Annotated in this window: 20 protein-coding genes; 10 read left to right on the forward strand and 10 right to left on the reverse strand. The window is 68.7% G+C overall.

The annotated features are described in order from the left end of the window. Nucleotides 1–112 precede the first annotated feature (112 nt). The 3 genes from gatB to gatC are packed head-to-tail and all read right to left on the reverse strand — an operon-like array spanning nt 113 to nt 3,409. Nucleotides 113–1,609 (reverse strand): Asp-tRNA(Asn)/Glu-tRNA(Gln) amidotransferase subunit GatB, encoded by a 1,497-nt coding sequence (gene gatB, locus FDA38_RS39690; protein WP_137259348.1) that lies wholly within the window; start codon nt 1,607–1,609, stop codon nt 113–115. Further along, nucleotides 1,606–3,111, reverse strand: coding sequence for an Asp-tRNA(Asn)/Glu-tRNA(Gln) amidotransferase subunit GatA (gene gatA, locus FDA38_RS39695; protein ID WP_137259349.1), 1,506 nt, complete (start codon nt 3,109–3,111; stop codon nt 1,606–1,608). Before gatA ends, gatB begins: the two co-directional genes overlap by 4 nt. A gap of 1 nt (nt 3,112) precedes the next feature. Next, entirely contained in the window at nt 3,113–3,409 is a 297-nt protein-coding gene (gene gatC, locus FDA38_RS39700) for an Asp-tRNA(Asn)/Glu-tRNA(Gln) amidotransferase subunit GatC (RefSeq protein WP_130448975.1), read from the reverse strand. 208 nt (nt 3,410–3,617) lie between these two features. Here gatC and FDA38_RS39705 point away from each other — a divergent pair, with 208 nt between their 5' ends. Continuing rightward, nucleotides 3,618–4,262, forward strand: coding sequence for an ACT domain-containing protein (locus FDA38_RS39705; RefSeq protein ID WP_137259350.1), 645 nt, complete (start codon nt 3,618–3,620; stop codon nt 4,260–4,262). A gap of 60 nt (nt 4,263–4,322) precedes the next feature. On the opposite strand, the gene FDA38_RS39710 is transcribed toward FDA38_RS39705, so the two are convergent. The 7 genes from FDA38_RS39710 to FDA38_RS39740 all read right to left on the reverse strand — a co-directional run bounded on the left by FDA38_RS39710 (nt 4,323) and on the right by FDA38_RS39740 (nt 12,330). Beyond that, on the reverse strand, nt 4,323–4,547 hold the full coding sequence (locus FDA38_RS39710; RefSeq protein WP_137259351.1) for a hypothetical protein: 225 nt from the start codon (nt 4,545–4,547) through the stop codon (nt 4,323–4,325). 15 nt (nt 4,548–4,562) lie between these two features. Continuing rightward, complete coding sequence (locus FDA38_RS39715; RefSeq protein ID WP_137259352.1) at nt 4,563–6,119, reverse strand: hypothetical protein; 1,557 nt, start codon at nt 6,117–6,119, stop codon at nt 4,563–4,565. 98 nt (nt 6,120–6,217) lie between these two features. Continuing rightward, nucleotides 6,218–8,326, reverse strand: coding sequence for an NAD-dependent DNA ligase LigA (gene ligA, locus FDA38_RS39720; RefSeq protein WP_137259353.1), 2,109 nt, complete (start codon nt 8,324–8,326; stop codon nt 6,218–6,220). 35 nt (nt 8,327–8,361) lie between these two features. Then, the gene (locus FDA38_RS39725) at nt 8,362–9,339 is read right to left on the reverse strand and encodes a uroporphyrinogen decarboxylase/cobalamine-independent methonine synthase family protein (RefSeq protein WP_137259354.1); all 978 of its coding nucleotides are present in this window, start codon (nt 9,337–9,339) and stop codon (nt 8,362–8,364) included. After that, complete coding sequence (gene mnmA, locus FDA38_RS39730; protein ID WP_137259355.1) at nt 9,336–10,424, reverse strand: tRNA 2-thiouridine(34) synthase MnmA; 1,089 nt, start codon at nt 10,422–10,424, stop codon at nt 9,336–9,338. Before mnmA ends, FDA38_RS39725 begins: the two co-directional genes overlap by 4 nt. Beyond that, nucleotides 10,424–11,626 (reverse strand): cysteine desulfurase family protein, encoded by a 1,203-nt coding sequence (locus FDA38_RS39735; protein ID WP_137259356.1) that lies wholly within the window; start codon nt 11,624–11,626, stop codon nt 10,424–10,426. The genes mnmA and FDA38_RS39735 overlap by 1 nt, the downstream gene beginning before the upstream one ends. Nucleotides 11,627–11,685: 59 nt before the next feature. Continuing rightward, the gene (locus FDA38_RS39740) at nt 11,686–12,330 is read right to left on the reverse strand and encodes a nucleotidyltransferase domain-containing protein (protein WP_137259357.1); all 645 of its coding nucleotides are present in this window, start codon (nt 12,328–12,330) and stop codon (nt 11,686–11,688) included. A 105-nt stretch (nt 12,331–12,435) separates the two neighbouring features. Here FDA38_RS39740 and FDA38_RS39745 point away from each other — a divergent pair, with 105 nt between their 5' ends. From FDA38_RS39745 to menC, 9 genes are read left to right on the forward strand one after another with little or no spacing between them, the layout of a single operon-like run. Beyond that, nucleotides 12,436–13,824 (forward strand): serine hydrolase domain-containing protein, encoded by a 1,389-nt coding sequence (locus FDA38_RS39745; RefSeq protein WP_137259358.1) that lies wholly within the window; start codon nt 12,436–12,438, stop codon nt 13,822–13,824. A gap of 14 nt (nt 13,825–13,838) precedes the next feature. Further along, nucleotides 13,839–15,434, forward strand: a complete 1,596-nt coding sequence (locus FDA38_RS39750; protein ID WP_137259359.1) for an ABC transporter substrate-binding protein — start codon at nt 13,839–13,841, stop codon at nt 15,432–15,434. After that, the gene (locus FDA38_RS39755; protein WP_137259360.1) at nt 15,431–16,411 is read left to right on the forward strand and encodes an ABC transporter permease; all 981 of its coding nucleotides are present in this window, start codon (nt 15,431–15,433) and stop codon (nt 16,409–16,411) included. The genes FDA38_RS39750 and FDA38_RS39755 overlap by 4 nt, the downstream gene beginning before the upstream one ends. Next, nucleotides 16,411–18,285: a dipeptide/oligopeptide/nickel ABC transporter permease/ATP-binding protein gene (locus FDA38_RS39760; RefSeq protein ID WP_170990023.1), complete on the forward strand. Its 1,875-nt coding sequence runs from the start codon at nt 16,411–16,413 to the stop codon at nt 18,283–18,285. Before FDA38_RS39755 ends, FDA38_RS39760 begins: the two co-directional genes overlap by 1 nt. Beyond that, nucleotides 18,282–19,262 (forward strand): ABC transporter ATP-binding protein, encoded by a 981-nt coding sequence (locus FDA38_RS39765; protein WP_137259361.1) that lies wholly within the window; start codon nt 18,282–18,284, stop codon nt 19,260–19,262. The genes FDA38_RS39760 and FDA38_RS39765 overlap by 4 nt, the downstream gene beginning before the upstream one ends. After that, complete coding sequence (locus FDA38_RS39770) at nt 19,259–22,570, forward strand: serine hydrolase (RefSeq protein WP_137259362.1); 3,312 nt, start codon at nt 19,259–19,261, stop codon at nt 22,568–22,570. Before FDA38_RS39765 ends, FDA38_RS39770 begins: the two co-directional genes overlap by 4 nt. After that, nucleotides 22,567–23,682, forward strand: coding sequence for a M20 family metallopeptidase (locus tag FDA38_RS39775; protein WP_137259363.1), 1,116 nt, complete (start codon nt 22,567–22,569; stop codon nt 23,680–23,682). Before FDA38_RS39770 ends, FDA38_RS39775 begins: the two co-directional genes overlap by 4 nt. Further along, nucleotides 23,679–24,542 carry a GNAT family N-acetyltransferase gene (locus tag FDA38_RS39780; protein ID WP_137259364.1) on the forward strand — a complete coding sequence of 288 codons (864 nt, stop codon included), beginning with the start codon at nt 23,679–23,681 and terminating at the stop codon, nt 24,540–24,542. Before FDA38_RS39775 ends, FDA38_RS39780 begins: the two co-directional genes overlap by 4 nt. After that, nucleotides 24,542–25,639, forward strand: a complete 1,098-nt coding sequence (menC, locus tag FDA38_RS39785; protein ID WP_137259365.1) for an o-succinylbenzoate synthase — start codon at nt 24,542–24,544, stop codon at nt 25,637–25,639. Before FDA38_RS39780 ends, menC begins: the two co-directional genes overlap by 1 nt. Nucleotides 25,640–25,658: the final 19 nt, after the last annotated feature.

The following is a 25,658-nucleotide window of genomic DNA, read 5'->3' on the forward strand; positions in this document are numbered from 1 at the left end:
GTCGGTGATGAGCCGCGCCGGGTGCGGGGGGCGCCCGGTGGGCGTGTGCGGACTCGTCGGACCCGGTGGGCGTGTGCGGGGTCGCCGGAGTCGGCGACCCCGCACGCGGGTGTTAGATGCCCAGCTTTTCGATCAGGAGTTGGCGGACCTTGGCGGCGTCTGCCTGGCCTCGCATGTCTTTCATGACGGCGCCGATGAGGGCGCCGGCGGCGGCTGGTTTGCCGGAGTTGACCTTTTCGACGACGTTGGGGTTGGCGGCGATGGCTCGGTCGATGGCTTCGAGCAGGGCCGAGTCGTCGGAGACGAGGGCGAGACCGCGCTTCTCGATGATCTCCGCCGGCGTACCCTCGCCGGCCAGCAGGCCCTCGAAGACCTGACGCGCCAGCTTGTCGTTCAGCGTGCCTTCGTCCACCAACTTCTGGACCTCAGCGACCTGCACCGGGCCGACGCCCAGCGCGTCCAGGTCCTGACCCGACTCGTTCGCAGAACGAGCCAGCTCACCCAGCCACCACTTCTTCGCAGCAGCCGGCGTCACCCCGAGCTCGATCGTCGCCACGATCGGCTCGAGCGCGTTGCCGTTGATGACGTCGCGCATCTCGAGGTCGGTGAAACCCCACTCCTCCTGCAGCCGGACCCGCCGCAGCGAAGGCGCCTCGGGCAGCGTCGCGCGGATCTCCTCGACCCACTCACGCGACGGCGCGACCGGCACCAGGTCGGGCTCCGGGAAGTACCGGTAGTCCTCGGCGTCGGACTTCTCCCGCCCGGACGTCGTGATGCCGGTGTCCTCGTGCCAGTGCCGCGTCTCCTGCACGACCTTCCCGCCGGACGACAGCACCGCCGCCTGCCGGGTGATCTCGTACGTCACCGCACGCTCGACCGACCGGAACGAGTTCACGTTCTTCGTCTCGGTCCGCGTGCCCAGCACCGACGACCCGCGCGGCTTCAGCGACACGTTCGCGTCGCAGCGCAGCGAGCCCTGGTCCATCCGCACGTCGGACACGTCGAGCGCGAGCAGCAGGTCACGCAGCATGCTCACGTACGCCCGCGCGACCGCAGCCGCCTTCTCCCCCGGCACCTCGATCGTCTTCGTGACGATCTCGATCAGCGGGATACCGGCGCGGTTGTAGTCGACCAGCGAGTGTGAGGCGCCGTGGATGCGACCGGTCGCGCCACCGATGTGGGTGGACTTGCCGGTGTCCTCCTCCATGTGCGCGCGCTCGATCTCGATCCGGTACGTCTCGCCGTCGACGACGACCTCGGTCCAGCCGTTGAACGCGATCGGCTCGTCGTACTGCGAGGTCTGGAAGTTCTTCGGCATGTCCGGGTAGAAGTAGTTCTTCCGGGCGAACCGGCACCACTCGGCGATCTCGCAGTTCAGCGCCAGGCCGATCTTGATCGCCGACTCGACGCCGCGGGCGTTCACCACCGGCAGCGCGCCCGGCAGACCGAGGCAGACCGGGCAGGTCTGCGTGTTCGGCGGCGCGCCGAACTCGGTCGGGCAGCCGCAGAACATCTTCGACTTCGTGTTCAGCTCGACGTGGACTTCCAGACCCATGACCGGGTCGTACTGCGTCAAAGCGTCATTGATTTCGAGAACATCAGCGGTCATCGGGTCACCTCCAGCTCCGGAGCCTTCGTCATCAGTACGCCGCCCCACTGCTCGGCCAGCGCGGACTCCAGCGCGGCGCCGACCTGGTAGCACAGGTCGTCGCGCATCACCGGCGCCATCACGTGGAACCCGACCGGCATACCGTCCTCGTCGGCGAGACCGCACGGGAACGACGCTGCCGCGTTACCGGCCAGGTTGGACGGGATCGTGCAGAGGTCGTTCTTGTACATGGCGATCGGGTCGTCGATCCGGTCGCCGATCGCGAACGCGGTCGTCGGCGTCGCCGGCGAGACCAGTACGTCGACCTGCTCGTAGGCCTTGGTGAAGTCGCGGGCGATCAGCGTCCGCACCTTCTGTGCCTGGCCGTAGTACGCGTCGTAGTACCCGCTCGAGAGCGCGTGGGTGCCCAGGATAATGCGGCGCTTGACCTCGGCGCCGAAGCCGGCCTCGCGGGTCAGGCTCGTCACCTTCTCGGCGCTGTTCTCGCCGTTGTCGCCGACCCGCAGGCCGTACCGCATCGCGTCGAACTTGGCCAGGTTGGACGAGGCCTCGCTCGGCAGGATCAGGTAGTAAGCCGGCAACGCGTACTCGAAGTGCGGGCAGGAGACCTCGACCACCTCGGCGCCGAGCTTGGTGAGCAGCTCGACCGCCTCGTGGAAGCGCGCCTCGACACCCGGCTGGTATCCCTCGCCGCCGAGCTCCTTGACCACACCGATCCGCAGACCGGCGACATCGCCGTTGCGCGCGGCCTCCACGACGGCCGGGACCGGCTGGTTGATCGAGGTCGAGTCCATCGGGTCGTACCCGGCGATCGCCTCGTGCAGCAGCGCCGCGTCGAGCGTCGTCCGCGCACACGGACCGGGCGTGTCCAGCGACGACGCCAGCGCGATCAGCCCGTACCGCGAGGTGCCGCCGTACGTCGGCTTGACGCCGACCGTGCCGGTGAACGCACCCGGCTGGCGGATCGAGCCGCCGGTGTCGGTGCCGATCGCGAGCGGCGCCTCGTACGCCGAGATGGCCGCGGACGAACCGCCGCCGGAACCGCCCGGGATGCGGCCTAGGTCCCACGGGTTGTGGGTCGTGCCGTACGCCGAGTTCTCCGTGGAGGAGCCCATCGCGAACTCGTCCATGTTGGTCTTGCCGAGGATCACGATCCCGGCCGCCTTCAACCGCTTGACGACGGTCGAGTCGTACGGCGGCTTCCAGCCCTCGAGGATCTTCGAACCGGCCGTGGTCGGCACACCCTCCTGGGTGAGCACGTCCTTCAGCGCCAGCGGTACGCCGGCCAGCGGCGCGAGCTGCTCGCCCGCCGCCCGCTTCGTGTCGACCGCCTTCGCCTGCGCCAGTGCGCCCTCGGTGTCCACGTGCAGGAACGCGTGCACGTCACCGTCGACGGCGGCGATCCGGTCCAGATGGGCCTGGGTCACCTCGACCGAGCTGGCCTGCCCGGACGTCATCAGCTCCGCGAGCTCGGCCGCGGTCTTCCTGGTGAGATCTGACATGTCAGTCCTCCTCCAGGATCCGCGGCACCCGGAAGCGCTGCTCCTCCTGGGCGGGCGCGCCGGAGAGCGCCTGCTCGGGCGTGAGGCACGGAACGTTCTCGTCCGCGCGCATCACGTTGGTCAGCGGCAGGGCGTGCGAGGTCGGCGGGATGTCGTCCGCCGCCACCTGGCTGACCTGTCCGACCAGTCCGATGATCTGGTCGAGCTGCGGCGCAAGGTGGTCGAGCTCGTCGTCGCTGAGCTCGATCCGCGCCAGTCGCGCCAGGTGCGCAACCTCTTCGCGGGTAATCGATGGCATGAACTATCCAATGGTTCGCAGGACTTCCGGGCGAAATCCTCCCGGCCCGGCCATCCTAGTGGCCGGTGATGACAGGTTCATTTCGCCGTCCCCGGCCTGTGGACAAGACCTCGATGAGATGGGCGCGCGTGTTTGTGGCTACCGCTCTGTAACATGGGCGGCGACAGGGCGTTACGCGCTTGGTGATCGGCTGGGAGATGATCGTTCGGTGTTCTTGCTGCGCTTGATCATCCCCGACCGGCCCGGTTCGCTGGGCACCGTGTCAACTGCCCTCGGCGAGGTGAATGCCGACATCCACGCGATCGAGATCGTCGAGCATCGCCGGGAGAACGGCACGGCTGTCGACGAAATCGTGGTCGACCTCCCGCCCGGCGTGCTGCCCGACCGGCTGGTGTCCGCGTGCAACGGCGTACCTGACGTCGAGGTCATCTGGTTCTCGCGGTACGGCGCCGGCGGCGGCCTGCACATGGACCTCGAAGCGGTCGAGCAGATGACGTCTGCGCCCGCCGACGCGATCGACATCCTCGTCGAACAGTCCCCCGCCGTACTGCATGCCGACTGGGCCGCACTGCTCGACGGCACCGGTAGCGAGGTCAAGGTCGCGCTGGAGACGAGCGCGACGCCGGAGTTCGGCGATGTGGCCGGCCGGTGGCTGCCGATGGAGAAGGCGACCACGCTGGAAGCTCCGGACCACAAGGGTCTCGCGGAGTCGGTGCTGGTCGCGGCGCCGCTGGAGTCCGACCGCCGGGTCCTGGTGATCGGCCGTCGCGGTGGGCCGGAGTTCCTCGGCTCTGAGGTAGCGCGCCTGTCCTACCTGGCCTCGCTGGCCGTGACGATCCGCGCCACCGCCTGACAAGTCCTACAGACATGCCGAAGCCCCCGCCAACTGGCGGGGGCTTCGCTCTGCGTGGGGTCAGGTGAACTGGAAGTAAGCGAATGCCCAGAGCGCCGCGATGATCAGCAGGACCACCGCGCCGACCAGGGCGACGATCAGGATCGCCTGGCTGTTGCTGCCGTTCTGATCCGGGAGGTCGAACTGCGTGGGGCCCCAGGCCCCGCCGCCGTCGACGCGCCGGCCCGCCTCGGGCGGTGGGGCGACCACCGTCCGCTGCTCCCGCTTCTCCCGGGGGAACTTCATCCAGCCTCCGAAGAACTACACGTAGAACGACTCGTACGTGATCTCGACCTGCTGCGAGGAATAGCTGTCCGAGCTGTTCCCGCGGATCTCGACCCGCCAACCGGCCACATAAGAAGCGTACGACTTCCCGTCACTGTGCGCCTGGATGTACGACTTCAGTGCCCCGAGATCGCCGCCCTTGAGCACCCCGAACGCGTCGTTCAGCGCGGTCGGCAGCGCCTTCTTCACATCCGAGGCGTCACCGGAGGCACTGACCTGGATGTCCTTGATGCCCTCGCCGTCGCTGGCGTAGAAGTACACCCGCTGCTGGCCGTACTTGCCGATCTCCTTGGTGCAGGAGCTCGTGCACACGTAGGCCTTCGCCTTCAGCGCCGCGAGCATCTGCGGCTTGGTGGTCTCGAAGGTCTTGTCCGGAATGTCGAGCGACTCCTCGCCGGACTTCGCGCCGGACAGCTCGTAGGTGTCACCGTCGTTGCGCAGCTCGAACTCGCCCCAGCTGCTGTCGATCTTCTCCGACTTCTGACCCTGCTTGACCGCGTCCTGGACCTTCTTCACCTGGTCGCCGCCGAACGTGTCGTTGCCGACCGCCTGCAGCACCTGGTCGAACACGACCGCGGCGTTGTTGTTGTTGTCCTCGTTCACCGACTGGAACTGGATCGCGATGATCGTGCCGTCCGACTTGAACTGGAACAGCGCCTCGGCCTGCGAGCGGTCCTCGTACTTGAAGCAGCCGCGGTGCGCGCCCTGTGCGGTGTTGAACAGGTCGCTGCAGCCGAAACCGTTGCCCTGCAGCTTCTCGGTCGCGTTCTTGGCCTGACCGGTCGCGTTGCCGAGCTCGCCGTTCTCGCCGCCCTTGGACTGGCCGCCGGTCGGCTGCTCCGTGGCAGTCGGGTTCGACTCCGGGGTGTCGTCACCACCGAACTGGTGGATGCCGAGGAAGACCAGCAGCGCGATCACGATGATGCCGACCACACCGCCGCCGATCACGAACGGCAGCTTGTCCTTGCTGATCCCGAACGGGCCCTTGTCGCGGCCGCCCGAACCACCTGGACCACCGGGCTGCCACGGCGACTGCTCCTGTTGCTGCCAGCCGCCCTGCTGCTGACCAGGCCGCTGCCCCCAGGACTGCTGCTGGTACGGACCGCCCTGCGGCGGCTGTCCCCAGCCCTGCGCCGGCTGACCCTGCTGACTACCCTGGCCGCCCTGCTGGGGCTGCTGTCCCCAGCCCTGCGGCGGCTGACCCTGCTGGCCGCCCTGGCCCGGCTGCGGACCCCAGCCACCTTGTTGCGGCTGACCGTGTGGGGGCTGACCCTGCGGCGGGTACCCCTGGTGCGGGGGCTGTCCCTGCTGCGGCGGGCGCTGGCCCCATCCGCCGCCCTGCGGCGGCGGGGGCTGCTGCCCCCAGCCCGCCTGCTGCTGCGGCTGCTGCCCGCCGTGCGGCGGCTGCTGGTTACCCTGCTGAGGCGACTGGCCGCCGTGCTGGCCGCCCTGCCCGTCCTGTCCCCCGTGCTGCCCGCCTGGCTGGCCCCCCGGCTGCCCAGGACCCCATGGTCCTTGCGGCGGCGTCGTCATATCTGCTCCTTCTGACCCACGTCTCGACGTGCAAAGTTAACAGTCCGACGGCTCAGCGCAGCCGCCGGATCCACCTCGCACGAGGCAGTTGTGAATCGTTATCCCGCGTCCGGCGAACCCGTGGTCGCGACCGCGCTCGCCGCCTCGGCGCCGTCGGCCAGCAGGACCTCGAACCCGGCCGCGTCCAGGATCGGCACACCGAGCTGGACCGCCTTGTCGTACTTCGATCCCGGCGAGTCACCGACCACCACGAACGACGTCTTCTTCGACACCGAGCTCGCGACCTTCCCGCCGCGCCCGACGATTGCCTCGGTCGCCTCGTCCCGGCTGAACCCCTCGACGGTCCCGGTCACCACGACCGACAGCCCGCTCAGGATCTGCGGAAGGCTGGGCCCGGTCCGCTCCTCGCGCATGACCACGCCGGCCGCGAGCCAGTTGTCAACGATCTCCTGGTGCCACGGCACCTGGAACCACTCGATCATCGCCTGCGCGATCGTCGGCCCGACGCCCTCGATCTCGGCCAGCTGCTGCTCGCTCGCCGTACGGATGTCTTCGATGTTGTCGAATACCTCGGTCAACGCGGCGGCCGCGGTCGGGCCGACGTGCCGGATCGACAGCGCGACCAGTGCGCGGGACAGCGGCTTGGTCTTGGCCTCTTCGAGGTTCGCCAGCAGTTTGCGCGCGTTCGCCGAGAGGGCACCGGCCTTCGTGGTGAAGAAGGCGCTCTCGGCAAGCTTCTCCTCGGTCAGCCCGAACAGGTCGGCCTCGTTGACGATCAGGCCGCCGGTGATCAACGCATCGGCCGCCTTGAACCCCAAGCCCTCGATATCGAACGCGGACCGACCGGCCAGGTAGAAGAGCCGCTCGCGCAGTTGCCCCTGGCAGTACTGCGAGTTCGGGCAGCGGATATCGACATCGGACTCCTTGGCCGGCGCCAGCACCGTGTCACACCACGGGCATCGCGTCGGCATCTCCCACGCCGGCAGCCCCTTCGGACGCAGATCCACGACCGGTCCGAGTACTTCGGGGATCACGTCGCCGGCTTTCCGCAGTACGACGGTGTCGCCGGGGCGGACGTCCTTGCGGGCGACCTCCTTGGCGTTGTGCAGCGTCGCGTACTCCACGGTCGACCCGGCGACGCGGACCGGCTCCATATGCGCGAACGGGGTGACGCGACCGGTGCGGCCAACATTCACCTCGATCTCGATCAGCTTGGTGTTGACCTCTTCCGGCGGGTACTTGAACGCGATCGCCCAGCGCGGCGCGCTCGAGGTGGACCCGAGCGCGCGCTGCAGATCGACCTCGTCGACCTTCACCACGACACCGTCGATCTCGTGGTCGACCGAGTGGCGGTTCTCGCCGTAGTACGCGATGAACTCGTTGACTTCCTTGAGCGTGCCGACCCGGCGGGCGCGATCGCTGACCGGCAGGCCCCACGCCTTCAGCTGCTCGTACGCCTCCGACAGGCGGCCGATGTGGTGACCCTCGACCTTGCCGAGTCCGTGCACGACGAAGCGCAGCGGCCGGGCCGCCGAGACCCGCGGGTCCTTCTGGCGCAGGGATCCGGCGGCGCTGTTGCGCGGGTTGGAGAAGACGTCCTTGCCGGCCTCGACGAGCTGCGCGTTCAGCTCTTCGAAGTCCTCGACGCGGAAGTAGACCTCGCCGCGGACCTCGAGGAAGGACGGGAGGTCCTTGCCCTTCAGCTGGTTCGGGATGCTCTTGATGGTGCGGACGTTCGGGGTGACGTCCTCGCCGGTGCGGCCGTCGCCGCGGGTGGCGCCGGTGACGAGCTTGCCGTTCTCGTACACCAGGTCGAGGGCGAGACCGTCGACCTTGAGCTCGCAGATGAACCCGCTGTCGTGGATCTGCTGGAGCGTGACCTCGCGCTCGAGGCGCTTGGCCCACGCCTCCATCTGCTCGGCGGAGAACGCGTTCGCGAGGCTCTCCATCCGCATCGGGTGCTCGACCGGGGAGAACAGCGTCGAGATCGGGATGCCGACCTTCTGCGTGGGCGAGTCCGGAGTGCGGAGCTCGGGGTACTTCTCCTCGAGGTCCTGCAGCTCATGCATCAGCGTGTCGAACTCGGCGTCCGAGATGATCGGGCTGGCCAGGTAGTACCGCGCCCGGTGGTCGTCGATCTCCGTGCTCAGCTCCGCGTGCCGCACCCGCGCCTCAGGCGTCGCAGCGCCCTTCTCCTCCGTGCCCATGAGCTGAACTTACAGGGGATAACCGACTATTTTGGTCAGGCGTCGGCGGCTTCTCCGACGACGTCGACGATCCGGCGAAGGAGCTCTAGTCGCGCTCTGGCGTCGCCTGGTGACGGAGCGGCGGCGAGTCCGCAGGCCGGGGTGATCACGATCTGTTTCATCAGCTCCGGGTCCAGGCCGAGTTCGCGCCAGCGGCGTACCAGGGGTGCGGCGGCGTGATCCGGCTCTGGGAGCGGACCGGTTGTAGAGACGAGTCCGGCGTACAGGGTGGTGCCGGCTTCGGCGGCGATGGCGATCTGGTCCCAGGCGGCGTTGTTCAGGAGCGAGACGTCTATGGCTACCCCAGCGGCGCCGGACTTGGTGAAGACCTCGATCGGCGGGCGAGCTGCGCAACAGTGGACGATTGTCGGCGCGGCCGTGGTGAACATGCTCAGGAGCTCCACAGCGCCCGGACCGTCCACGGAGCGGTGCTTGCTCCAGCCAGACGCCGTCGGGACGGCTCCAGCGAGTACAGCGGGCAGTCCGGGCTCGTCGATCTGCAACACGAGCTCAGCGCCCGGCACGCGCTTCCGTACTTCGGCCACGTGCTGCTGCACCCCATCGGCCAACGCCTGCGCCAGATCCCGCCGCGCGCCGTGGTCCGCCAGCACCTTGTCACCGCGCGGCCGCTCCATCGACGCCGCCAGCGTCCACGGCCCGGTGACCTGGATCTTCAGCGGCCCCTCGTACTCGTACGCGTACTCCTCGAGCACGTCCAGGTCTTCCTGCAGCTGAGCCCGCGCCCGCCGCTGGTCCAGACTCGCCCGCGCATCGCCTCCACCGGTCAGCCGCCAGCCGGCCGGCTGCAGGTCCGCAGCCAGCTCGGTCAGTACGGCGACGGTCCGGCTCAGCATGTCGCCGTACGGGCGTGCCGGCAGCTCCGGGAGGAACGGGATGTCTACCAGCTCGAGTACGGCGCGCATCCACTCGCGAATGTCGTCACCGGGGACTGAGCCGAGGCCCGTTGTCGTCATACGGCGGAGGCTACGCGCTGAACTGCGTCAATGGTGGCGGAGCCGATCACGCGGGTGCCGTCGTACAGCACAACCGCCTGCCCGGGGGCAACCGCGGCGGTGGGCTCGTCGAAGGAGACCCGCACCTCATCGCCGTCGACTGTTGCGGTCACGGCGACCTCCTCGCCGTGTGCACGGAGCTGGGCGGTTGCGTGAAGCTCGGCGGTCGGCTCTGGACCGCACCAGCGCGGCTTGGAGGCGGTCAGCTCAGAAACTGCCAGCTCGTCGCGGGAGCCGACGGTGACCGTGCGGTCCACCGGGCTGATGTCGAGGACGAACCGCGGCTTGCCGTCCGCCGCCGGAGTGCCGATCTTCAGCCCCTTGCGCTGGCCGATGGTGAAGCCGTGCGTGCCCTGGTGGGAGCCGAGCTTGTTGCCCTGTGCGTCGACGATGTCGCCGGGAGCCTCGCCCAGGTGCTGGCCGAGGAAGCCCGCGGTGTTGCCGTCGGCAATGAAGCAGATGTCGTGGCTGTCCGGCTTGGCCGCCACCGACAGCCCGCGCCGCTCGGCCTCCGCCCGCACCTCGGTCTTCACCGTGTCACCGAGCGGGAAGAACGCGTGGGCGAGCTGCTGCTGGGTGAGCACGCCGAGCACGTACGACTGGTCCTTGGCCGGGTCCACCGCCCGGTGCAGCTCACGACCGGACGCAGTGTCCACGATCCGCGCGTAGTGACCGGTAGCGACCGCGTCGAAGCCGAGCGCGAGCGCCCGCTCCAGGACGGCGCTGAACTTGACCTTCTCGTTGCAGCGCAGACACGGGTTCGGCGTACGGCCGGCGGCGTACTCGCTGACGAAGTCCTCGACCACGTCGGCGTGGAAGCGCTCGGCCAGGTCCCAGACGTAGAACGGGATGCCGATCACGTCCGCGGCCCGGCGCGCGTCACGGGAGTCCTCGATGGTGCAGCACCCACGAGCGCCGCTGCGGTACGACTGCGGGTTCCGGCTGAGTGCCAGGTGTACTCCGGTCACGTCGTGCCCGGCCTCGGCCATCCGCGCCGCCGCGACCGCGGAGTCCACTCCGCCGGACATGGCTGCGAGTACCCGCATCAGGTGTTCCTTCCCACGTTCTGCAGACCGGCGGACTTCGCGCGCTCCACTACCGGTCCGATGTTGTCCAGGACGGCGTCGATGTCGGCCCGGGTCGAAGTGTGCCCGAGGGTGAACCGGAGCGAGCCGCGGGCCCGCTGGTCGTCGTACCCCATGGCCAGCAGGACGTGGCTCGGCTCGGCGACCCCGGCGTTGCACGCGGACCCGGTGGACACCTCGATGCCGCGTGCGTCGAGCAGCAGCAACAGCGAGTCGCCCTCGCAGTCGCTGAAGGACAAGTGTGCGTTATTGGGCAAGCGGCCGGCCGGGTCACCCGACAGCTGGGCGCCCTCGACCGTGCTGGTGATGCCCTCGATCAGCGCGTCCCGCAGCTCGGTCAGGCGTCGCGCCTCGTCGGCCTGGTGCTTGATCGCGTGCTCCATCGCCACGGCGAAGCCGGCCGTCGCAGGTACGTCGAGCGTGCCGGACCGTACGTCGCGCTCCTGTCCCCCGCCGTGCAGGATCGGGGTCAGCTTCGTCTCCTTGTGGACGACGAGCGCACCGATCCCGTACGGACCGCCGAGCTTGTGCGCCGACACCGTCATCGCGTCCACGCCCAGCTCGCTGAAGTCCACCGGCACCTGCCCGATCGCCTGGACCGCGTCGGTGTGCACGGGTACGCCGTACTGCTGGGCGAGCTCCGCGATCTCGCGGACCGGCTGGAGCGTGCCGACCTCGTTGTTCGCCATCATTAACGTGATGAACGACACGGACTCCGGATCGCTCTCGAGGGCCCGCCGTACGTCGTCCGGACTCACCCGGCCGAGCTCGTCGACCGGCAGCCACTCGATCTCGGCCTTCTCGTGCTGACCGAGCCAGATCGCCGGGTCGAGGACGGCGTGGTGCTCGATACCGCTCAGCAGGATCCGGCGGCGGCGCGGGTCCTCGGCCAGGCGGGACCACCACAGGCCCTTCAGCGCGAGGTTGTCCGCCTCGGTGCCGCCGGAGGTGAACACCACTTCACTGGGCTGCGCACCGAGCGCGGCAGCGATCGACTCCCGTGATTCCTCGACCGTCCGCCGGGCACACCGGCCGGAGCCGTGCAGGGACGACGCATTGCCGGTGCGGGCGAGGTGATGGGTCATCGCCTCGATCGCAGCCGGGAGCATCGGAGTCGTCGCCGCGTGGTCCAGGTACACCGTGCGCCGGTCGGAAGCAGTCATGTCGGTTTCAAGAGTATGTCCGCCACGGATGTTCCCGCGTGTTGGGCCTGTCAGGCGGACTACCTGCGGATCCGGCCCGGCCAGGCGTGACCGGGGTGCAGGTGGTCGATCATGTCGGCCAACCACGTCCTCTGCGCCCGGCTGAGGAGCGGCAGCGCGGCGGCCAGGTCCTGCTCGTCCTTGGGCCGGGCGAGCTTGGCTTTGTAGGCCAGCGCCATCTCGGGGTTGAGATAGCGGATGCCGTCAGCCGCCATCCAGGTGATCTCGTCCAGGGCGAAGTCCAGGGCCGGATCACGGCGGAAGACCCAGCGGCCGTCGCGGTCCGGGTTGACGACCACGTCGAACTCCCACGGCGCCAGGGCGTGCTGCCGGAGCCAGATCTGGTCGGCGTCGTCGGGCTGCTCCGGGCGCTGGTCGGTCAGCGGCTGCAGCCGGCCGCCGGCGTTCGACCACAGGTCGTAGGAGCCCTGCAGGTGCTGCCGGAGCGGCTCGATGTCGCGGCGCCACAGCGACAGATCGACGTCCTCGTGCTCCCGCCGTACGCCGGTGAACGCCTCGATCGCCCAGCCGCCTGCGATCCACCACTCACCTTCGTAGCCGTCCAGAATGCGCTGGGCGTCGGCCGGGGCGGACTGCTTCCAGGGGCCGTAGAGGCGCTGGAAGGCGAGCTCTTCGGGGTCCAGGCCGTCGGGGTAGCTGACCACCGGTCGATCATGGCACCCCTGCTTCGTCGGATCGAACGAATTGCGGTCGGCTCCTCGTTCGCCGGCACCAATACCGGGAGGTGGTCGCGCGCCTAGCGTCGGCGCATGGCGACTCTGAGCGAGATCGAGACGTGGCTACAAGACCGGCTGGCGACGCTGCTCGCCGAGCATCAGGTCCCCGGTGCAGCGGTCGGCGTACTGCTGGGCGGCGAGGTGATCGACCACGCGGCCGGCGTACTGAGCAAATCGACCGGAGTCGACACGACACCTGACTCCGTGTTCCAGATCGGGTCGATCACCAAGGTCTGGACGACCACGCTGGTCATGCAGCTGGTCGACGAGGGCAAGCTGGACCTCGACCAGCCGATCCGGACGTACCTGCCCCAGTTCGTCATCAAGGACGAGGCCGCGGCCGCCGTGATCACCGCGCGGCAGCTGCTCTGCCACACCGCCGGGTTCGAGGGCGACATCTTCAACGAGACCGGCAAGGGCGACGACGCCGTCGAGAAGTTCGTCGCCTCGCTGTCCACGACCACGCAGCTCTTCCCGCCCGGCGAGATGTTCTCCTACAACAACGCCGGCTTCGCAGTACTCGGGCGTCTCGTCGAGGTACTGCGTGGCACGCCGTACGACGCTGCACTGCGGGAGCACGTCTTCACGCCGCTCGGCCTGGCCCACGCCGCGACCGATCCGTACGAGGCGATCCTGCACCGGGCCGCTGTCGGACACATCCAGCCGGAGACCGACGCCGCGCCCGTACCCGCACCGATCTGGGCGATGACCCGCGGCATGGCTCCCGCCGGCGCGATGCTGGCGATGAGTGCTCGCGACCTGCTCGCCTTCGCCAAGCTCCACCTGGACTCCGGTACTGCGGCCGACGGCAAGGCCGTCCTGAGCGCCGCCAGCGTCAAGGCGATGCAGGAACCGCAGGTCAAGCTGCCGGCTCTCGGGATGATGGGCGAGTCGTGGGGCCTCGGCTGGGAGCTGTTCGACTGGGGCGGTACCAAGGTGATCGGCCACGACGGCGGGACGATCGGCCAGAACGCCTTCCTGCGGGTCGTTCCCGAGCACGGGCTCGCTGTCGCGCTGCTGACCAACGGCGGCGAGACCATCGAGGTCTACAAGAAGGTCTTCGGCCACCTGGTCCAGGAGCTTGCCGGACTGACCCTGCCGCCGCTGCCCACCCCACCGGCCGAGCCGGCGTCTGTGGACGTGGACCGGGTCCTCGGCACGTACAGCTGCGAGGTCGCCGACATCACCGTGCGCCAGGACGAGGACGGGAAGATCTGGCTCGACCAGACCCCGAAGGGCATCTTCACCGAACTCGGTCCGAAACCCGACCCGGTCGAGCTGGTCGGTCGCGACGAGCAGAGCCTGATCGCGGTCAAGGCCGAGCACGGTATGCACCAGCCGCACGTCTTCGTCGGCGACGACGGCTCCGGCCGTGCCCTGTACCTGCACAGCGGCCGGGCCCTCCGCCGCGCAGCTGTCTGACTCCCGGAGGCAACATGCGAACCGTACGCACCGCTCTAGCCGCCGGAGCCCTGGCCACCGGTCTCGCTTTGTCCGCCTGCAGTTCGGGTGAGCAGACCGCGAGTACCAGTCAGGCCGCCGAGGGCAAGACGATGACCATGGCGATCAGCGCCGACCCCGGCAACCTCGATCCGCAGTTCACCTCGTTGTCGGTCACCATGCAGGTCGACTGGTTCCTGTACGACTCGCTGGTCGGCATCAGCCCGGACGGCAAGCAGGTGCCTGGTCTCGCCGACAAGTTCGAGGGCAACAGCACCACGGCGAAGTACACACTGCGCAAGGGAGTCACCTGCGCGGACGGGAGCCCGCTGACGGCCAGTACGGTCGCGCAGAACATCAACTTCGTCGGCGACCCGGCCAACAAGTCGACGCGGATCGGTGTGTTCATCCCACCGGGCGCCAAGGCGACGGCCGACGACACGACCGGCACAGTCACCGTGACAGCGCCGGCGCCGGACGCCTTCCTGGTCCGCAACGTCGGTGGGCTGCACATCGTGTGCAGCAAGGGGATGAAGGATCGCACCATCCTCAAGCAGGGTTCGGACGGCACGGGCATGTACACGGTCGCGGAGGCCGTCCCCGGCGACCACTACACGCTCACCCGTCGCAAGGAGTACGCGTGGGGGCCGGGTGACTTCAAGCAGGGACAGTCCGGTCTGCCGGACAAGGTTGTGCTGAAGGTGGTCAGCAACGAGACCACTGCGGCCAACCTGCTGCTGTCCGGGCAGGTCAACGTCGCCGCGATCGCCGGACCGGACAAACAGCGGCTGCAGGCTCAGAAGACGTTCCAGCGTGAGGCAGGCACCCCACTGGGTGAGCTCTGGTTCAACCAGAAGTCCGGTCTGCCCACCGCGGACCTCGGAGTACGCAAGGCGCTCACGCAGGCACTCGATCTCGCTCAGCTCGGCAAGGTGATCACCAGCGGCACCGGTTCGCCGGCTACCAGGTTGGTTGCCCCCGGCATGGGTCCGTGCCCCGACGACACTGTCACCGGCAACCTGCCCGGTCACGACCTGGACGCGGCCAAGGCGGCACTCGACGCGGCGGGCTGGCGGCCCGGAGCGGGTGGCATCCGGGAGAAGGCCGGTACGAAGCTGTCGCTGGTCTTCTACTACCCGACCAGCCTCGGCCCGACGCTGCAGTCCGGCGCGGAGCTGCTCCAGAAAGCGTGGAGTGAGCTGGGTGTCGATGTGTCCCTCAAGGCCGTCTCCACTGCCGAGATCAGCACTGTCGTCCTGGCCGGGCAAGGCACCTGGCATGCCGGTCTGATCCCGCTGACCGTGTCCCTGCCCAGCCAGCTGGTCAGCTTCCTCTCCGGCACCGGTCCCCCGAACGGCAGCAACTTCTCCTCGATCAAGAACCCGGAGTACGACGCTGCCGTGGCCAAGGCCGCCGCGATCCCCGGCGCCGATGGCTGCGCGGACTGGGCGACGGCCGAGCGCGCTCTGTTCAAGCAGGTCAACCTGGTGCCGTTCGTGAACGCAACCGTGCCGGTCTTCGGCAAGGGCGCGACCTTCGACCTGAGCGAGGGCAGCGTGATCCCGTCGTCGATCAAGATGCTCAGCCAGTGACGGCCACCGTCAGCAGCCCGGTCCTCACCACACACCCGTGGCTGGGCTTCGCCGTACGGCGGCTCGGCCGGCTGGTCGGCTCTGTCCTCGTCCTGGTCAGTGCTGCTTTCCTGATGATCCACCTGATCCCGGGTGACCCGGTCCGGGGAGCACTCGGACCTGCTGCCGCACAGAGCCTCGTCGATGCCCAGCGTGCCTCGCTGGGCCTCGACGACCCGCTCTGGCAGCAGTACCTGAACTTCCTGCACCACCTGGTCACCGGCAACCTCGGTACGTCGATCACGACCGGCCTGCCCGTCTCCGACGTGATCCGGGACCGCCTACCGGCCACGGTCGAGCTGGCCGTGGCGGCGTTCCTGGTGGCGGTGCTGATCGCAGTACCGCTCGGTCTGGTGATGGGAGTCCTGACTCGCGGAGGCCGTCGGCCACGAGCTGAGCTGGGCTTCACCTCGACAGCAGTGGTGCTCGCTGCGATTCCTGAGTTCCTGTTGGCGGTTGGGCTCGTCTACGTGTTCGCGGTGACGCTGCATTGGTTCCCAGTCGCGGGTCGCGGCAGCGTCGCATCGTACGTGCTGCCGGTGCTGTCGCTGGCAGTCGGTCCGGCTGCTGTGCTCGCACGGATCTGCCGCGTCGAGCTGCTGGCGGTGCTGCAGACGGACTACCTGCGCACTGCCCGCGCGAAGCGACTGCCTCCGGCGGCCATCTATCTGCGGCACGCATTGCCGAACGCAGTGACGGCCACGATCACGCTGGGCGGCCTGCTGCTCGGTGGCATGGTCGCCGGGACCGTACTGGTCGAGAACGTCTTCGGCTGGCCCGGACTCGGCAGCACGATCGTGTCCTCGATCATCGCGAAGGACTACCCGCTGGTGCAGGGCGTGGTCCTCGTGTACGGCGTCGGCGTACTGCTGGTGAATCTGGCCGTCGACGTGACGCTCGCCCTGCTCGACCCCCGATCCACCATCAGGGAGAGCTGATGCGCCGCCGTTGGATGGCAGTACTTCGTACGCCGGTGGGCGCGGGTGCCGGCCTGCTCCTGCTCGTCGTGCTGCTGCTTGCCGTCTTCGCGCCGGTGCTCTGGTCAGACCAGGCGAACGCGATCGACACCGACCACCTGCTGCAGGGACCGTCTGCGGAGCACTGGCTCGGCACCGACAACCTCGGCCGCGACATCTTCTACCGGGTGCTCGTCGCGTCGCGTACGTCGATCCTGCTGGCACTGCTCGCGACGTCAATCGCAGTGGTCACAGGGCTCGCGCTGGGCAGTGCGCCCGCGATCCTGGGCAAGCGTGGCGGCCGGATCGCTACGGCTGTGGTGAACATCGCGGTCGCCTTTCCCGGGCTGCTGCTCGCGTTGTTCTTCGCCGTCGTGTTCGGAGTGGGCGCGAAGGGCGCCGTACTGGCGATCGGCTTCGCGGGTGCGCCGTCGTTCGCGCGGCTGACGCAGACGCTGGTCGCGGGGGTTGCGGAGCGGGACTTCATCTCGGCGGCGCGGATCGCGGGGGTCGGCCGGTTCCGGATGCTCGTGCGGCACATCCTGCCGAACATCGCCGAGCCGCTGGTAGTGAACGCGACGATCGGCGCGGGCGGCACGCTGCTCGCCTTTGCCGGGCTGTCGTTCATCGGGCTGGGCGTGCAACCGCCGGCGTACGACTGGGGCCGGATGCTGGGCGAGAGCCTCAGCGGCATCTACGTGCATCCAGCCGCGGCACTCGCCCCCGGAGTCGCTGTGGTCATTGCAGGGCTGGCGTTCAACCTGTTCGGCGAGGCGGTGGCGAAGGGTCTCGGCGTACAGGTTCCCCGTGCGCGCTGGGCCGACCGTACGCCGGAAGCCACGCCCGCACGTGACGACGACAACGACGCCGTGCTCGTGGTGGAGGACCTGCAGGTCAGCTTCCCCGGACCGGTCACTCCCGTCCGCGGTGTGAGCTTCACGATCCACAAGGGCGAGATCGTCGGGGTGGTCGGCGAGTCCGGCTCGGGGAAGAGCCTGACCGCGCTCGCCGTCGCCCAATTGATCGAGCCGCCGGGACAGGTCAGTGCGGCCGAGCTGTCGTTCCTCGGCGCTCCCCTGCTCGGCCGGCTGCCGGTCCGCAGTACGGCGGCGGTGCGGCGACGGCTACTGGGTACGTCGTTCGCGATGGTGTTCCAGGACCCGATGACCTCGTTCAACCCGACCAAGCGGATCGGCGTACAACTGGCTGAGGGTGCACGCGAGCACCAGGGCCTCACTCGTCGGGCCGCGATGGACCGAGCGATCGATCGGCTGCGGGCGGTACGGGTACCTGCTGCGGAGCGTCGGGCGCGGCAGTACCCGCATGAGTTCTCCGGCGGCATGCGGCAGCGGGCCATGATCGGTATGGGGCTGATGGGCGCACCGGCGTTGATCGTCGCCGACGAGCCGACCACTGCCCTCGACGTCACCGTGCAGCGACAGGTACTGCGGTTGCTGGAGACGATCCGCACCGAGGACGACGTCGCGGTGCTGCTGATCAGCCACGACATCAGCGTGGTCTCCCAGATCTGCGATCGCGTCCTGGTGATGTACGCCGGACGTATCGTCGAGGACCTCCCGTCGACGGAGCTGGCCAATGGTGCGCGGCATCCGTACACGCGGGCGCTGCTGGCCGCAGTACCCGATCTGGACACTCCGCTCGACGAACCGCTCGCGGTGATCCCAGGGCGTCCGGTGGATCCGGCGCGGATGCCGGTGGGGTGTGCGTTCGCGGAGCGCTGTGCGTTCGCGTCCGACCGCTGCCGGGCCGAGGACCCTGTGCTGGTCGACCAGGTGGCGTGCTGGCATCCGCAGGCGCAGGCTGAGTACTCGAACTTCCGGACGGGGCAGCGATGAGCGAACTGCGCTTCGAAGACGTGACGATCCGGTACGGGCGCGCGCTGACGGCCGTCGACGGGGTCAACCTGACCGTGCCGTCGGGTCAGGTGGTCGGACTGGTCGGTGAGTCAGGGTCGGGCAAGTCGACGTTGGCACGGGCAGCGGTGGGGTTGGCCGAACCTGCGGGCGGTCGGATCCTGCTGGACGGAGTACCGATGCGGGATCGACGTCCGCTGCAGATGGTGTTCCAGGATCCGTACTCCTCACTGGATCCACGGATGACCATCGGCGACTCGATCGCCGAGGCCATGCCCAGAGCGGATCGTCGACGCGACGAGGTGATCCGGTTGCTCGAGCTCGTCGGACTGGAGGCCGACCGGGTGTCGGCGTACCCGGGTGCGTTGTCGGGCGGTCAGCGGCAGCGGGTCGCGATCGCGCGGGCGCTGGCGGGCAAGCCGGAGGTGCTCATCGCCGACGAGATCACCTCCGCTCTGGATGTGTCGATCCAGGGCACTGTGCTGAACCTGGTCCGGACGCTGCAACGCGAGCTGCGGTTGTCGATGCTGTTCATCTCGCACAACCTGGCCGTGGTGAGGTACGTCAGCGACATCGTCGCAGTCATGTACCTGGGCCGGATCGTCGAAGTCGGCCCTGCCCGCGACGTACTCAGCAACCCTCAACACCCCTACACCAAAGAGCTTCTCGCGGCGGCTCCGCGACGCGGCTCGACCTCGTTGCCGCCACCGGACGAGGCCCTGGTCGCCGACGCGGAGCCGGCCGATCCGCACTATCCGCCGGCGGGCTGCCGGTTCCATCCGAGGTGCCCGATAGGTCCGCTGATCCGGACCGACCGCGAGCACTGTCTGACCCTCGATCCCACCCCCGAGGCCGATCACCGTCTGCACCGCGCCGCCTGTCACCACGCAGCCGGCGTACTGCGGGCGGTCGGCTCGAACCCGCCTGTACTGCAGGAACTCAAGGAGGACTCCCAGTGACCCGACGTCTGCGCATCGACGACCTGACCGAGCTAGCCGTACCTGAGCAGCCGGCGCTGTCGCCGGACGCCACCCAGCTCGTCTATGTCCTCCGGACCACCGACGCAAAGGCCGACCGCACACTGCGGAGTCTGTGGCGGATCCCGGCCTCCGGTGGTACGCCGCAGCAGCTGACCCGCGGCGAATCGGACACAACCCCCGTCTGGTCGCCGGACGGGTCGCAGCTGGCGTTCCTGCGAGCCAAGGACGGGCCTGCACAGATCTGGCTGCTGCCGGCCGGAGGTGGTGAGCCGTCGCAGCTCACCGAGCTGCCTCTGGGTGCGGGAGCTCCGAAGTGGAGTCCGGATGGCAAGCGGATCGCTTTCGCTGCACCAGTCGAGACTGCAGCTGGTGACGAGCACGCGCCGATTGTCACGGAGCGACTGGACTACCAGGCCGATGGCGCGGGCTGGCTGAGGACGATCCGCAAGCACCTGCACCTGGTCGAGGTCGAGTCGAAGGAGTGCCGTCAGGCCACGGAGGGCGACTGGCACGCCGGCGACCCGGCCTGGTCACCGGACGGGTCCAAGCTCGCCTTCGGAGCAGCCACCGCACCTGACGCTGACCTGACCCCGACTGCTCCGGCGTACGTGCTCGACGCCTCAGATGCCAAGGCGAAACCGCAGCTGGTCGGTCTGGCTGACGGACTCGCGGGCACGGTGACCTGGACCGCGGACGGCGCCGCGCTGCTCATCGTCGGCATGCTCTCCGGACCGGTCGGTCACGCAGGGCTTCTGAAGCTCTCCCTGGACACCAGCGAGATGGTGAACCTGGCGGCTCCCCTCGACCGCAACGTGATGGCCGGCGGACCTGCGTACCCGGGTGCCGTGCCAACCCTCGTGGACGAGACTGTCCTCTTCGCGGTCCGGGACCGTGGGTGCACGCACCTGTTCTCGGTACCTGTTGAGGGTGGCGTCCCTCAGCACGTCTTCGGTGAACCGGGACAGGTCGTCTCCGGGCTGTCCGTGGCAGGTGGGGTGGCAACGTTCGCGCTCAGCACGCCCACGTCCTTCGGGGAGATCGTCACGCTGGACCTGGCGACCGGCGAGGCGACAACGCGCACGACATACGACGAGAAGGTCCCGAACGCGTTTGTAAGAGAGGAGAGGCAGTTCACGATCTCCGACGGGACTGTGGTGTCTGGGTGGCTTGTCCGCGACCCGGCCGCTGACGGACCCCAGCCGTTGCTGCTGGACATCCATGGCGGTCCGCACAACGCGTGGAACGCTGCAGCCGACGAGGTGCACCTCTACCACCAAGAGCTGGCCGCTCACGGCTGGACTGTGCTGCTGCTCAACCCTCGTGGCAGTGACGGCTACGGCGAGGAGTTCTTCAACGCAGCGCTCGGAGCCTGGGGTACGGCGGATGCCCGCGACTTCCTCGAGCCGCTCGACGAACTGGTTGCCGAGGGCATCGCTGACGCCGACCGCTTGGCCGTAGCCGGCTACAGCTACGGCGGATTCATGACCTGCTACCTGACCAGCCGCGACGACCGGTTCGCCGCAGCTGTGACGGGCGGGGTGGTCAGCGACCTCACCAGCATGGCCGGTACGTCGGACATGGGCCACTTCCTCGACGTGTACGAGCTGAACAGCTCCACCGACTACAGCTCGATGTCGCCGTTCGCCGAGGTCAGCAAGGTGGCAACGCCGACGCTGATCCTGCAGGGCGACGCCGACGTACGCTGCCCGGTCGGACAGGCCCAGCAGTGGCACACTGCCCTGCGCGAGAACGGCGTACCGAGCCAGCTGGTGCTGTACCCGGACGCCAGTCACCTGTTCATCGTGGAAGGCCGGCCGTCCCATCGCCTCGACTTCAACCGGCGCATCCGCGACTGGGTCGAGCAGTACGCCGGAGACGCGAGCGGTCCGCGCCGGGCGAAGATCGACGCGGCGCACTGGCAGCGTCGACTGACCACGCTGGCCGCGCGGCACGGCGTACCAGGTGCGACGCTCGGCATCCTGCGGGTGCGGCCGGGCGTGGAGGACGAGCTGGTGGAGGCCGCGACCGGCGTACTGAACAAGGACACCGAAGTGGCGACCACGACCGACTCTGTCTTCCAGATCGGTTCTATGTCGAAGGTCTGGACGGCGACGCTCGCACTGCAGCTCGTCGACGAAGGACTGCTCGAGCTGGACGCACCGATCAGCCAGGTGCTTCCCGAGCTGCAGCTAGGTGATCCGGACGTCGCGAAGCAGGTGACGATGCGGCACCTGCTCACGCACACCAGTGGGATCGACGGCGACGTCTTCACCGACACAGGCCGAGGTGATGACTGCCTGGAGAAGTACGTCGACCTGCTGGCCGACGTCGTCCAGAACCATCCGCTCGGCGCGACGTGGTCGTACTGCAACTCCGGCTTCTCGCTGGCCGGCCGGGTGATCGAGAAGCTCACCGGCTCCACCTGGGACCAGGCACTGCGGGACCGGATCATCACGCCGCTCGGTCTGCAGAACACGATCACCCTGCCAGAAGAGGCACTGCTCCGTTCGGCCGCGGTCGGACACGTCAGCGAAGGCGAAGAGGAGCCGAAGCGCGCACCGGTCTGGCAACTCCCCCGCTCGCTCGGCCCGGCCGGACTGATCACGTCAACCGTGGCGGACGCGCTGGCGTTCGCCCGACTGCACCTCAACGACGGCGTCGCGCCGGACGGCACCCGGCTGCTCAGCGAGGACTCGGTGACGGCGATGGCCGCACAGCAGGCGGAGCTGCCGGACAAGTATTCACTCGGTGACTCGTGGGGGCTCGGCTGGATCCGGTTCGGCTGGGACGGCCGGCGGCTGATCGGGCACGACGGCAACACGATCGGCCAGGCCGCGTTCCTGCGGGTGCTGCCGGACGAGGGGCTGGCCGTCGTACTGCTGACGAACGGCGGTCACACGCGTGACCTGTACGAGGACCTCTACCGGGAGATCTTCGACGAGCTGGCAGGCGTCTCGATGCCCACTCCGCTCGCTCCCCCGGCAGAGCCGCTGGAGGTCGACGTACGCCGGCATGTCGGCCGGTACGAACGCGCCAGCACGATCCAGGAGGTGCTGGTCGACGACGAGGGTCCGCTGCTGCGGATGACGATCACCGGGCCATTGGCCGAGCTGCTGCCGGAGCCGACGGAGGAGCTGCGCATGACGCCCGTCGACGACAGCGGCGACCTGTTCGTGGTCCGGGCGCCCGGGTCGCTCACGTGGACTCCGGTGACGTTCTACTCGCTGCCGACCGGCGAGAAGTACGTGCACTTCGGAGTCCGGGCTACGCCGAAGGTCAGCGGATGAGTGAGTCGGTCCTCGCGGCGCGGTTGCCGCAGATGCTCGCGGATCTCGAAACGCTGGTGACCCGTGAGTCGCCGTCGTCGGATGTCGCGGCGGTGGCTCACAGCGCGGATGTCGTGGCCCAGCTCGGAGCGGAGCGGCTCGGGTCCAAGCCGGAGTACGTCGTGGTCGACGGCTGCACGCATCTGCGCTGGCGGCTCGGTGACGGACCGCGCCGGGTCCTGGTACTCGCGCATCACGACACCGTGTGGCCACTCGGTTCGCTGGCCACGCATCCGTTCACGATCGAGGACGGCGTACTGCGGGGGCCGGGATGCTTCGACATGAAGGCCGGCCTGGTGATGGCGCTGCATGCGATCTCCACGTTGCCGTCGGCAACTGTCACGCTGTTGGTGACCGGGGACGAGGAGCTGGGGTCGCCGTCGTCGCGGGAGCTGATCGAGACCGAGGCTGCCGGATGCTCGGCCGCTCTGGTGCTGGAGGCGTCGGCCGATGCCGGTGCGCTCAAACTCGAGCGAAAGGGCGTCTCGGTCTACGAGGTGCGGATCACCGGTCGGGCGGCACACGCGGGCCTGGAGCCGGAGCTCGGCATCAACGCCTCGGTCGAGGCCGCGCACCAAGTGCTTGCCGTGAGCAACCTTGGCGACGCCGAGCTGGGTACGACGGTGACGCCGACGGTGCTGACCTCAGGGACCACGCGGAACACCGTGCCGGCTGCTGCTGCGTTCTTTGTCGATGCGCGTGCGTGGACGGTCGAGGAGCAACTCCGGGTGGACGAGGCGATGCACGCCCTGCTCCCCGTGCTGCCCGGCAACTCACTGGACATCATCGGCGGGCCGAACCGGCCGCCGCTGGAGCGGAAGATGTCCGAAGAGCTGTACGCGCGAGCTTCCCGGCTCGCGGCGGATCTGGCCCTGCCAGCTTTGCGGTCGGTTGCGGTCGGCGGCGGATCGGACGGGAACTTCACCGCAGGGATCGGTACGCCCACCCTCGACGGGCTGGGCGCCGTCGGTGGTGGCGCGCACGCCGACGACGAACACGTCGTGGTCGCCGAACTCGCCCCGCGGACAGCTCTACTGGCCGCACTGCTGACCGATCTGATGGACCGGCCATGACGGTCGATCTCAGCCCGTCGATTGCCGCCGCGACGGAGGCGGGTATCGACGCGGCGGTTGCGGCCGGAGTACGGGTGCGTGAGTTGCGGGAGCTGGCTGAGCTCGATGAGGTCTACCGGCTGTACGACTCGATCTGGCGGCCGGATCCGAGCAATCCGCCGGTGACGACGGAGTTGCTGCGGGCGTTGACGAAGGCCGGCAACTACGTCGGCGGGGCTTATGACGGGGACGAGCTGATCGGCGCCTGTGTCGGGTTCTTCTCGGCGCCGGCGGAGGTCTCGATGCACAGCCACGTCGCCGGGGTGTCGGGGGCTGCGCGCGGACGCAACGTCGGGTTCGCGTTGAAACTGCATCAGCGCGCCTGGGCCTTGCGCCGAGGGGTGTCCACGATCTCGTGGACGTTCGATCCACTGATCCGGCGCAACGCGTACTTCAACGTGGCGAAGCTCGCGGCGCGGCCGACGGAGTACCTGACGAACTTCTACGGCGACATGCGCGACGGGATCAACAGCGGCGACGACACCGATCGGTTACTGGTCCGGTGGGAGCTGGATTCTCCTGCCGTCGGTGCCGCTGCGGCTCGCCGGTCCGTGATCACCGACGTCGGGATGATGCCTGGGGCAACGGTTGCGCTGGCGTGTGGAGCGGACGGGCGGCCGACTGAAGGTGCACCCGCTGGTGACGTGCTGCTGGTCGCCGTACCGCCTGATGTCGAGGGGTTGCGGCGTACGGATCCGGGTGCCGCGAAGGCGTGGCGGGCGGCGTTGCGTGAGGTGCTGGGCGGGTTGCTCGCGGATGGTGCGCGGGTGACCGGATTCGATCGGGCCGGATGGTATGTCGTCGAGCAGAAAGGGTTGTGATGAAGCTGACCGGATTCGAGCTGCGGCGGATCTCGATGCCGTTGGTGTCGCCGTTCCGGACGTCGTTCGGCACCGAGACGACGCGGGACGTGCTGCTCGTGCGCGCCGTGAGCACGGAGGCCGAGGGGTGGGGCGAGTGCGTTGCGATGAGCGGGCCGCTGTACTCGTCGGAGTACGTCGACGCGGCGGCCGACGTACTGCGGCGGTTCTTCGTACCGGCACTGGCTTCGGTGGATTCTGCTGTCGGGGTCGGGCCCGCGTTGAGTCGGTTCCACGGGCATCGGATGGCCAAGGCCGCGGTGGAGACTGCCGTACTCGATGCCGAGTTGCGGGCCGAGAACCGGCCGTTGGCGCGTGAGTTGGGTGCGGTGAAGGATCGCGTGCCGTGCGGGGTGTCGGTCGGGATCATGGACTCGATCGGTGAGTTACTGGATGCCGTCGGCGGGTATCTCGAGCAGGGGTACAAGCGGATCAAGCTGAAGATCCAGCCGGGGTGGGACATCGAGCCGGTGCGCGCCGTACGGGAGCAGTTCGGCGACATCCTGCTGCAGGTCGACGCCAACACGGCGTACACGCTGGCGGACGCGCGACATCTGGCTCGGCTCGATCCGTTTGATTTGTTGCTGATCGAGCAGCCGCTCGACGAGGAGGATGTGCTCGGGCACGCGGATCTGGCTCAGCAGATCAGTACGCCGGTGTGCCTGGACGAGTCGATCACGTCGGCGCGCGCGGCGGCCGCTGCGATCCGGCTGCGTGCGTGCGCGATCGTCAACATCAAGCCGGGACGCGTCGGCGGCTATCTGGAGGCGCGCCGCATTCACGACGTGTGCGTCGCCAACGACATCCCGGTCTGGTGCGGCGGCATGCTCGAAACCGGCATCGGCCGAGCCGCGAACGTTGCCCTGGCTGCCCTACCTGGGTGCACGCTGCCCGGCGACACGTCGGCCTCGGACCGCTACTACCGGACCGACATCACGCCGCCGTTCACCCTCGACAACGGGTATCTGCCGGTGCCGACGAGCCCCGGGATCGGGATCGAACCGCTCGAGGCCGAACTGGCCGCCGTGACGACTGCTACCGAATGGCTACCGCTTTGACAGGCCCTACGCTGGGGGC

This window comes from Kribbella jiaozuonensis (genome assembly GCF_005233875.1).
Lineage (GTDB): Bacteria > Actinomycetota > Actinomycetes > Propionibacteriales > Kribbellaceae > Kribbella > Kribbella jiaozuonensis.

Excerpts from the sequence above, each read along its gene's own strand:
- FDA38_RS39715 (WP_137259352.1), bottom strand. The coding sequence starts at position 6,119 with ATGACGACGCCGCCGCAAGGACCATGGGGTCCTGGGCAGCCGGGGGGC.
- FDA38_RS39735 (WP_137259356.1), bottom strand. The coding sequence starts at position 11,626 with ATGACTGCTTCCGACCGGCGCACGGTGTACCTGGACCACGCGGCGACG.
- mnmA (WP_137259355.1), bottom strand. The coding sequence starts at position 10,424 with ATGCGGGTACTCGCAGCCATGTCCGGCGGAGTGGACTCCGCGGTCGCG.
- FDA38_RS39780 (WP_137259364.1), top strand. The coding sequence starts at position 23,679 with ATGACGGTCGATCTCAGCCCGTCGATTGCCGCCGCGACGGAGGCGGGT.
- FDA38_RS39710 (WP_137259351.1), bottom strand. The coding sequence starts at position 4,547 with ATGAAGTTCCCCCGGGAGAAGCGGGAGCAGCGGACGGTGGTCGCCCCA.
- FDA38_RS39725 (WP_137259354.1), bottom strand. The coding sequence starts at position 9,339 with ATGACGACAACGGGCCTCGGCTCAGTCCCCGGTGACGACATTCGCGAG.
- FDA38_RS39775 (WP_137259363.1), top strand. The coding sequence starts at position 22,567 with ATGAGTGAGTCGGTCCTCGCGGCGCGGTTGCCGCAGATGCTCGCGGAT.
- gatA (WP_137259349.1), bottom strand. The coding sequence starts at position 3,111 with ATGTCAGATCTCACCAGGAAGACCGCGGCCGAGCTCGCGGAGCTGATG.
- ligA (WP_137259353.1), bottom strand. The coding sequence starts at position 8,326 with ATGGGCACGGAGGAGAAGGGCGCTGCGACGCCTGAGGCGCGGGTGCGG.
- FDA38_RS39745 (WP_137259358.1), top strand. The coding sequence starts at position 12,436 with ATGGCGACTCTGAGCGAGATCGAGACGTGGCTACAAGACCGGCTGGCG.
- FDA38_RS39750 (WP_137259359.1), top strand. The coding sequence starts at position 13,839 with ATGCGAACCGTACGCACCGCTCTAGCCGCCGGAGCCCTGGCCACCGGT.
- gatB (WP_137259348.1), bottom strand. The coding sequence starts at position 1,609 with ATGACCGCTGATGTTCTCGAAATCAATGACGCTTTGACGCAGTACGAC.
- gatC (WP_130448975.1), bottom strand. The coding sequence starts at position 3,409 with ATGCCATCGATTACCCGCGAAGAGGTTGCGCACCTGGCGCGACTGGCG.
- FDA38_RS39765 (WP_137259361.1), top strand. The coding sequence starts at position 18,282 with ATGAGCGAACTGCGCTTCGAAGACGTGACGATCCGGTACGGGCGCGCG.
- FDA38_RS39760 (WP_170990023.1), top strand. The coding sequence starts at position 16,411 with ATGCGCCGCCGTTGGATGGCAGTACTTCGTACGCCGGTGGGCGCGGGT.
- menC (WP_137259365.1), top strand. The coding sequence starts at position 24,542 with ATGAAGCTGACCGGATTCGAGCTGCGGCGGATCTCGATGCCGTTGGTG.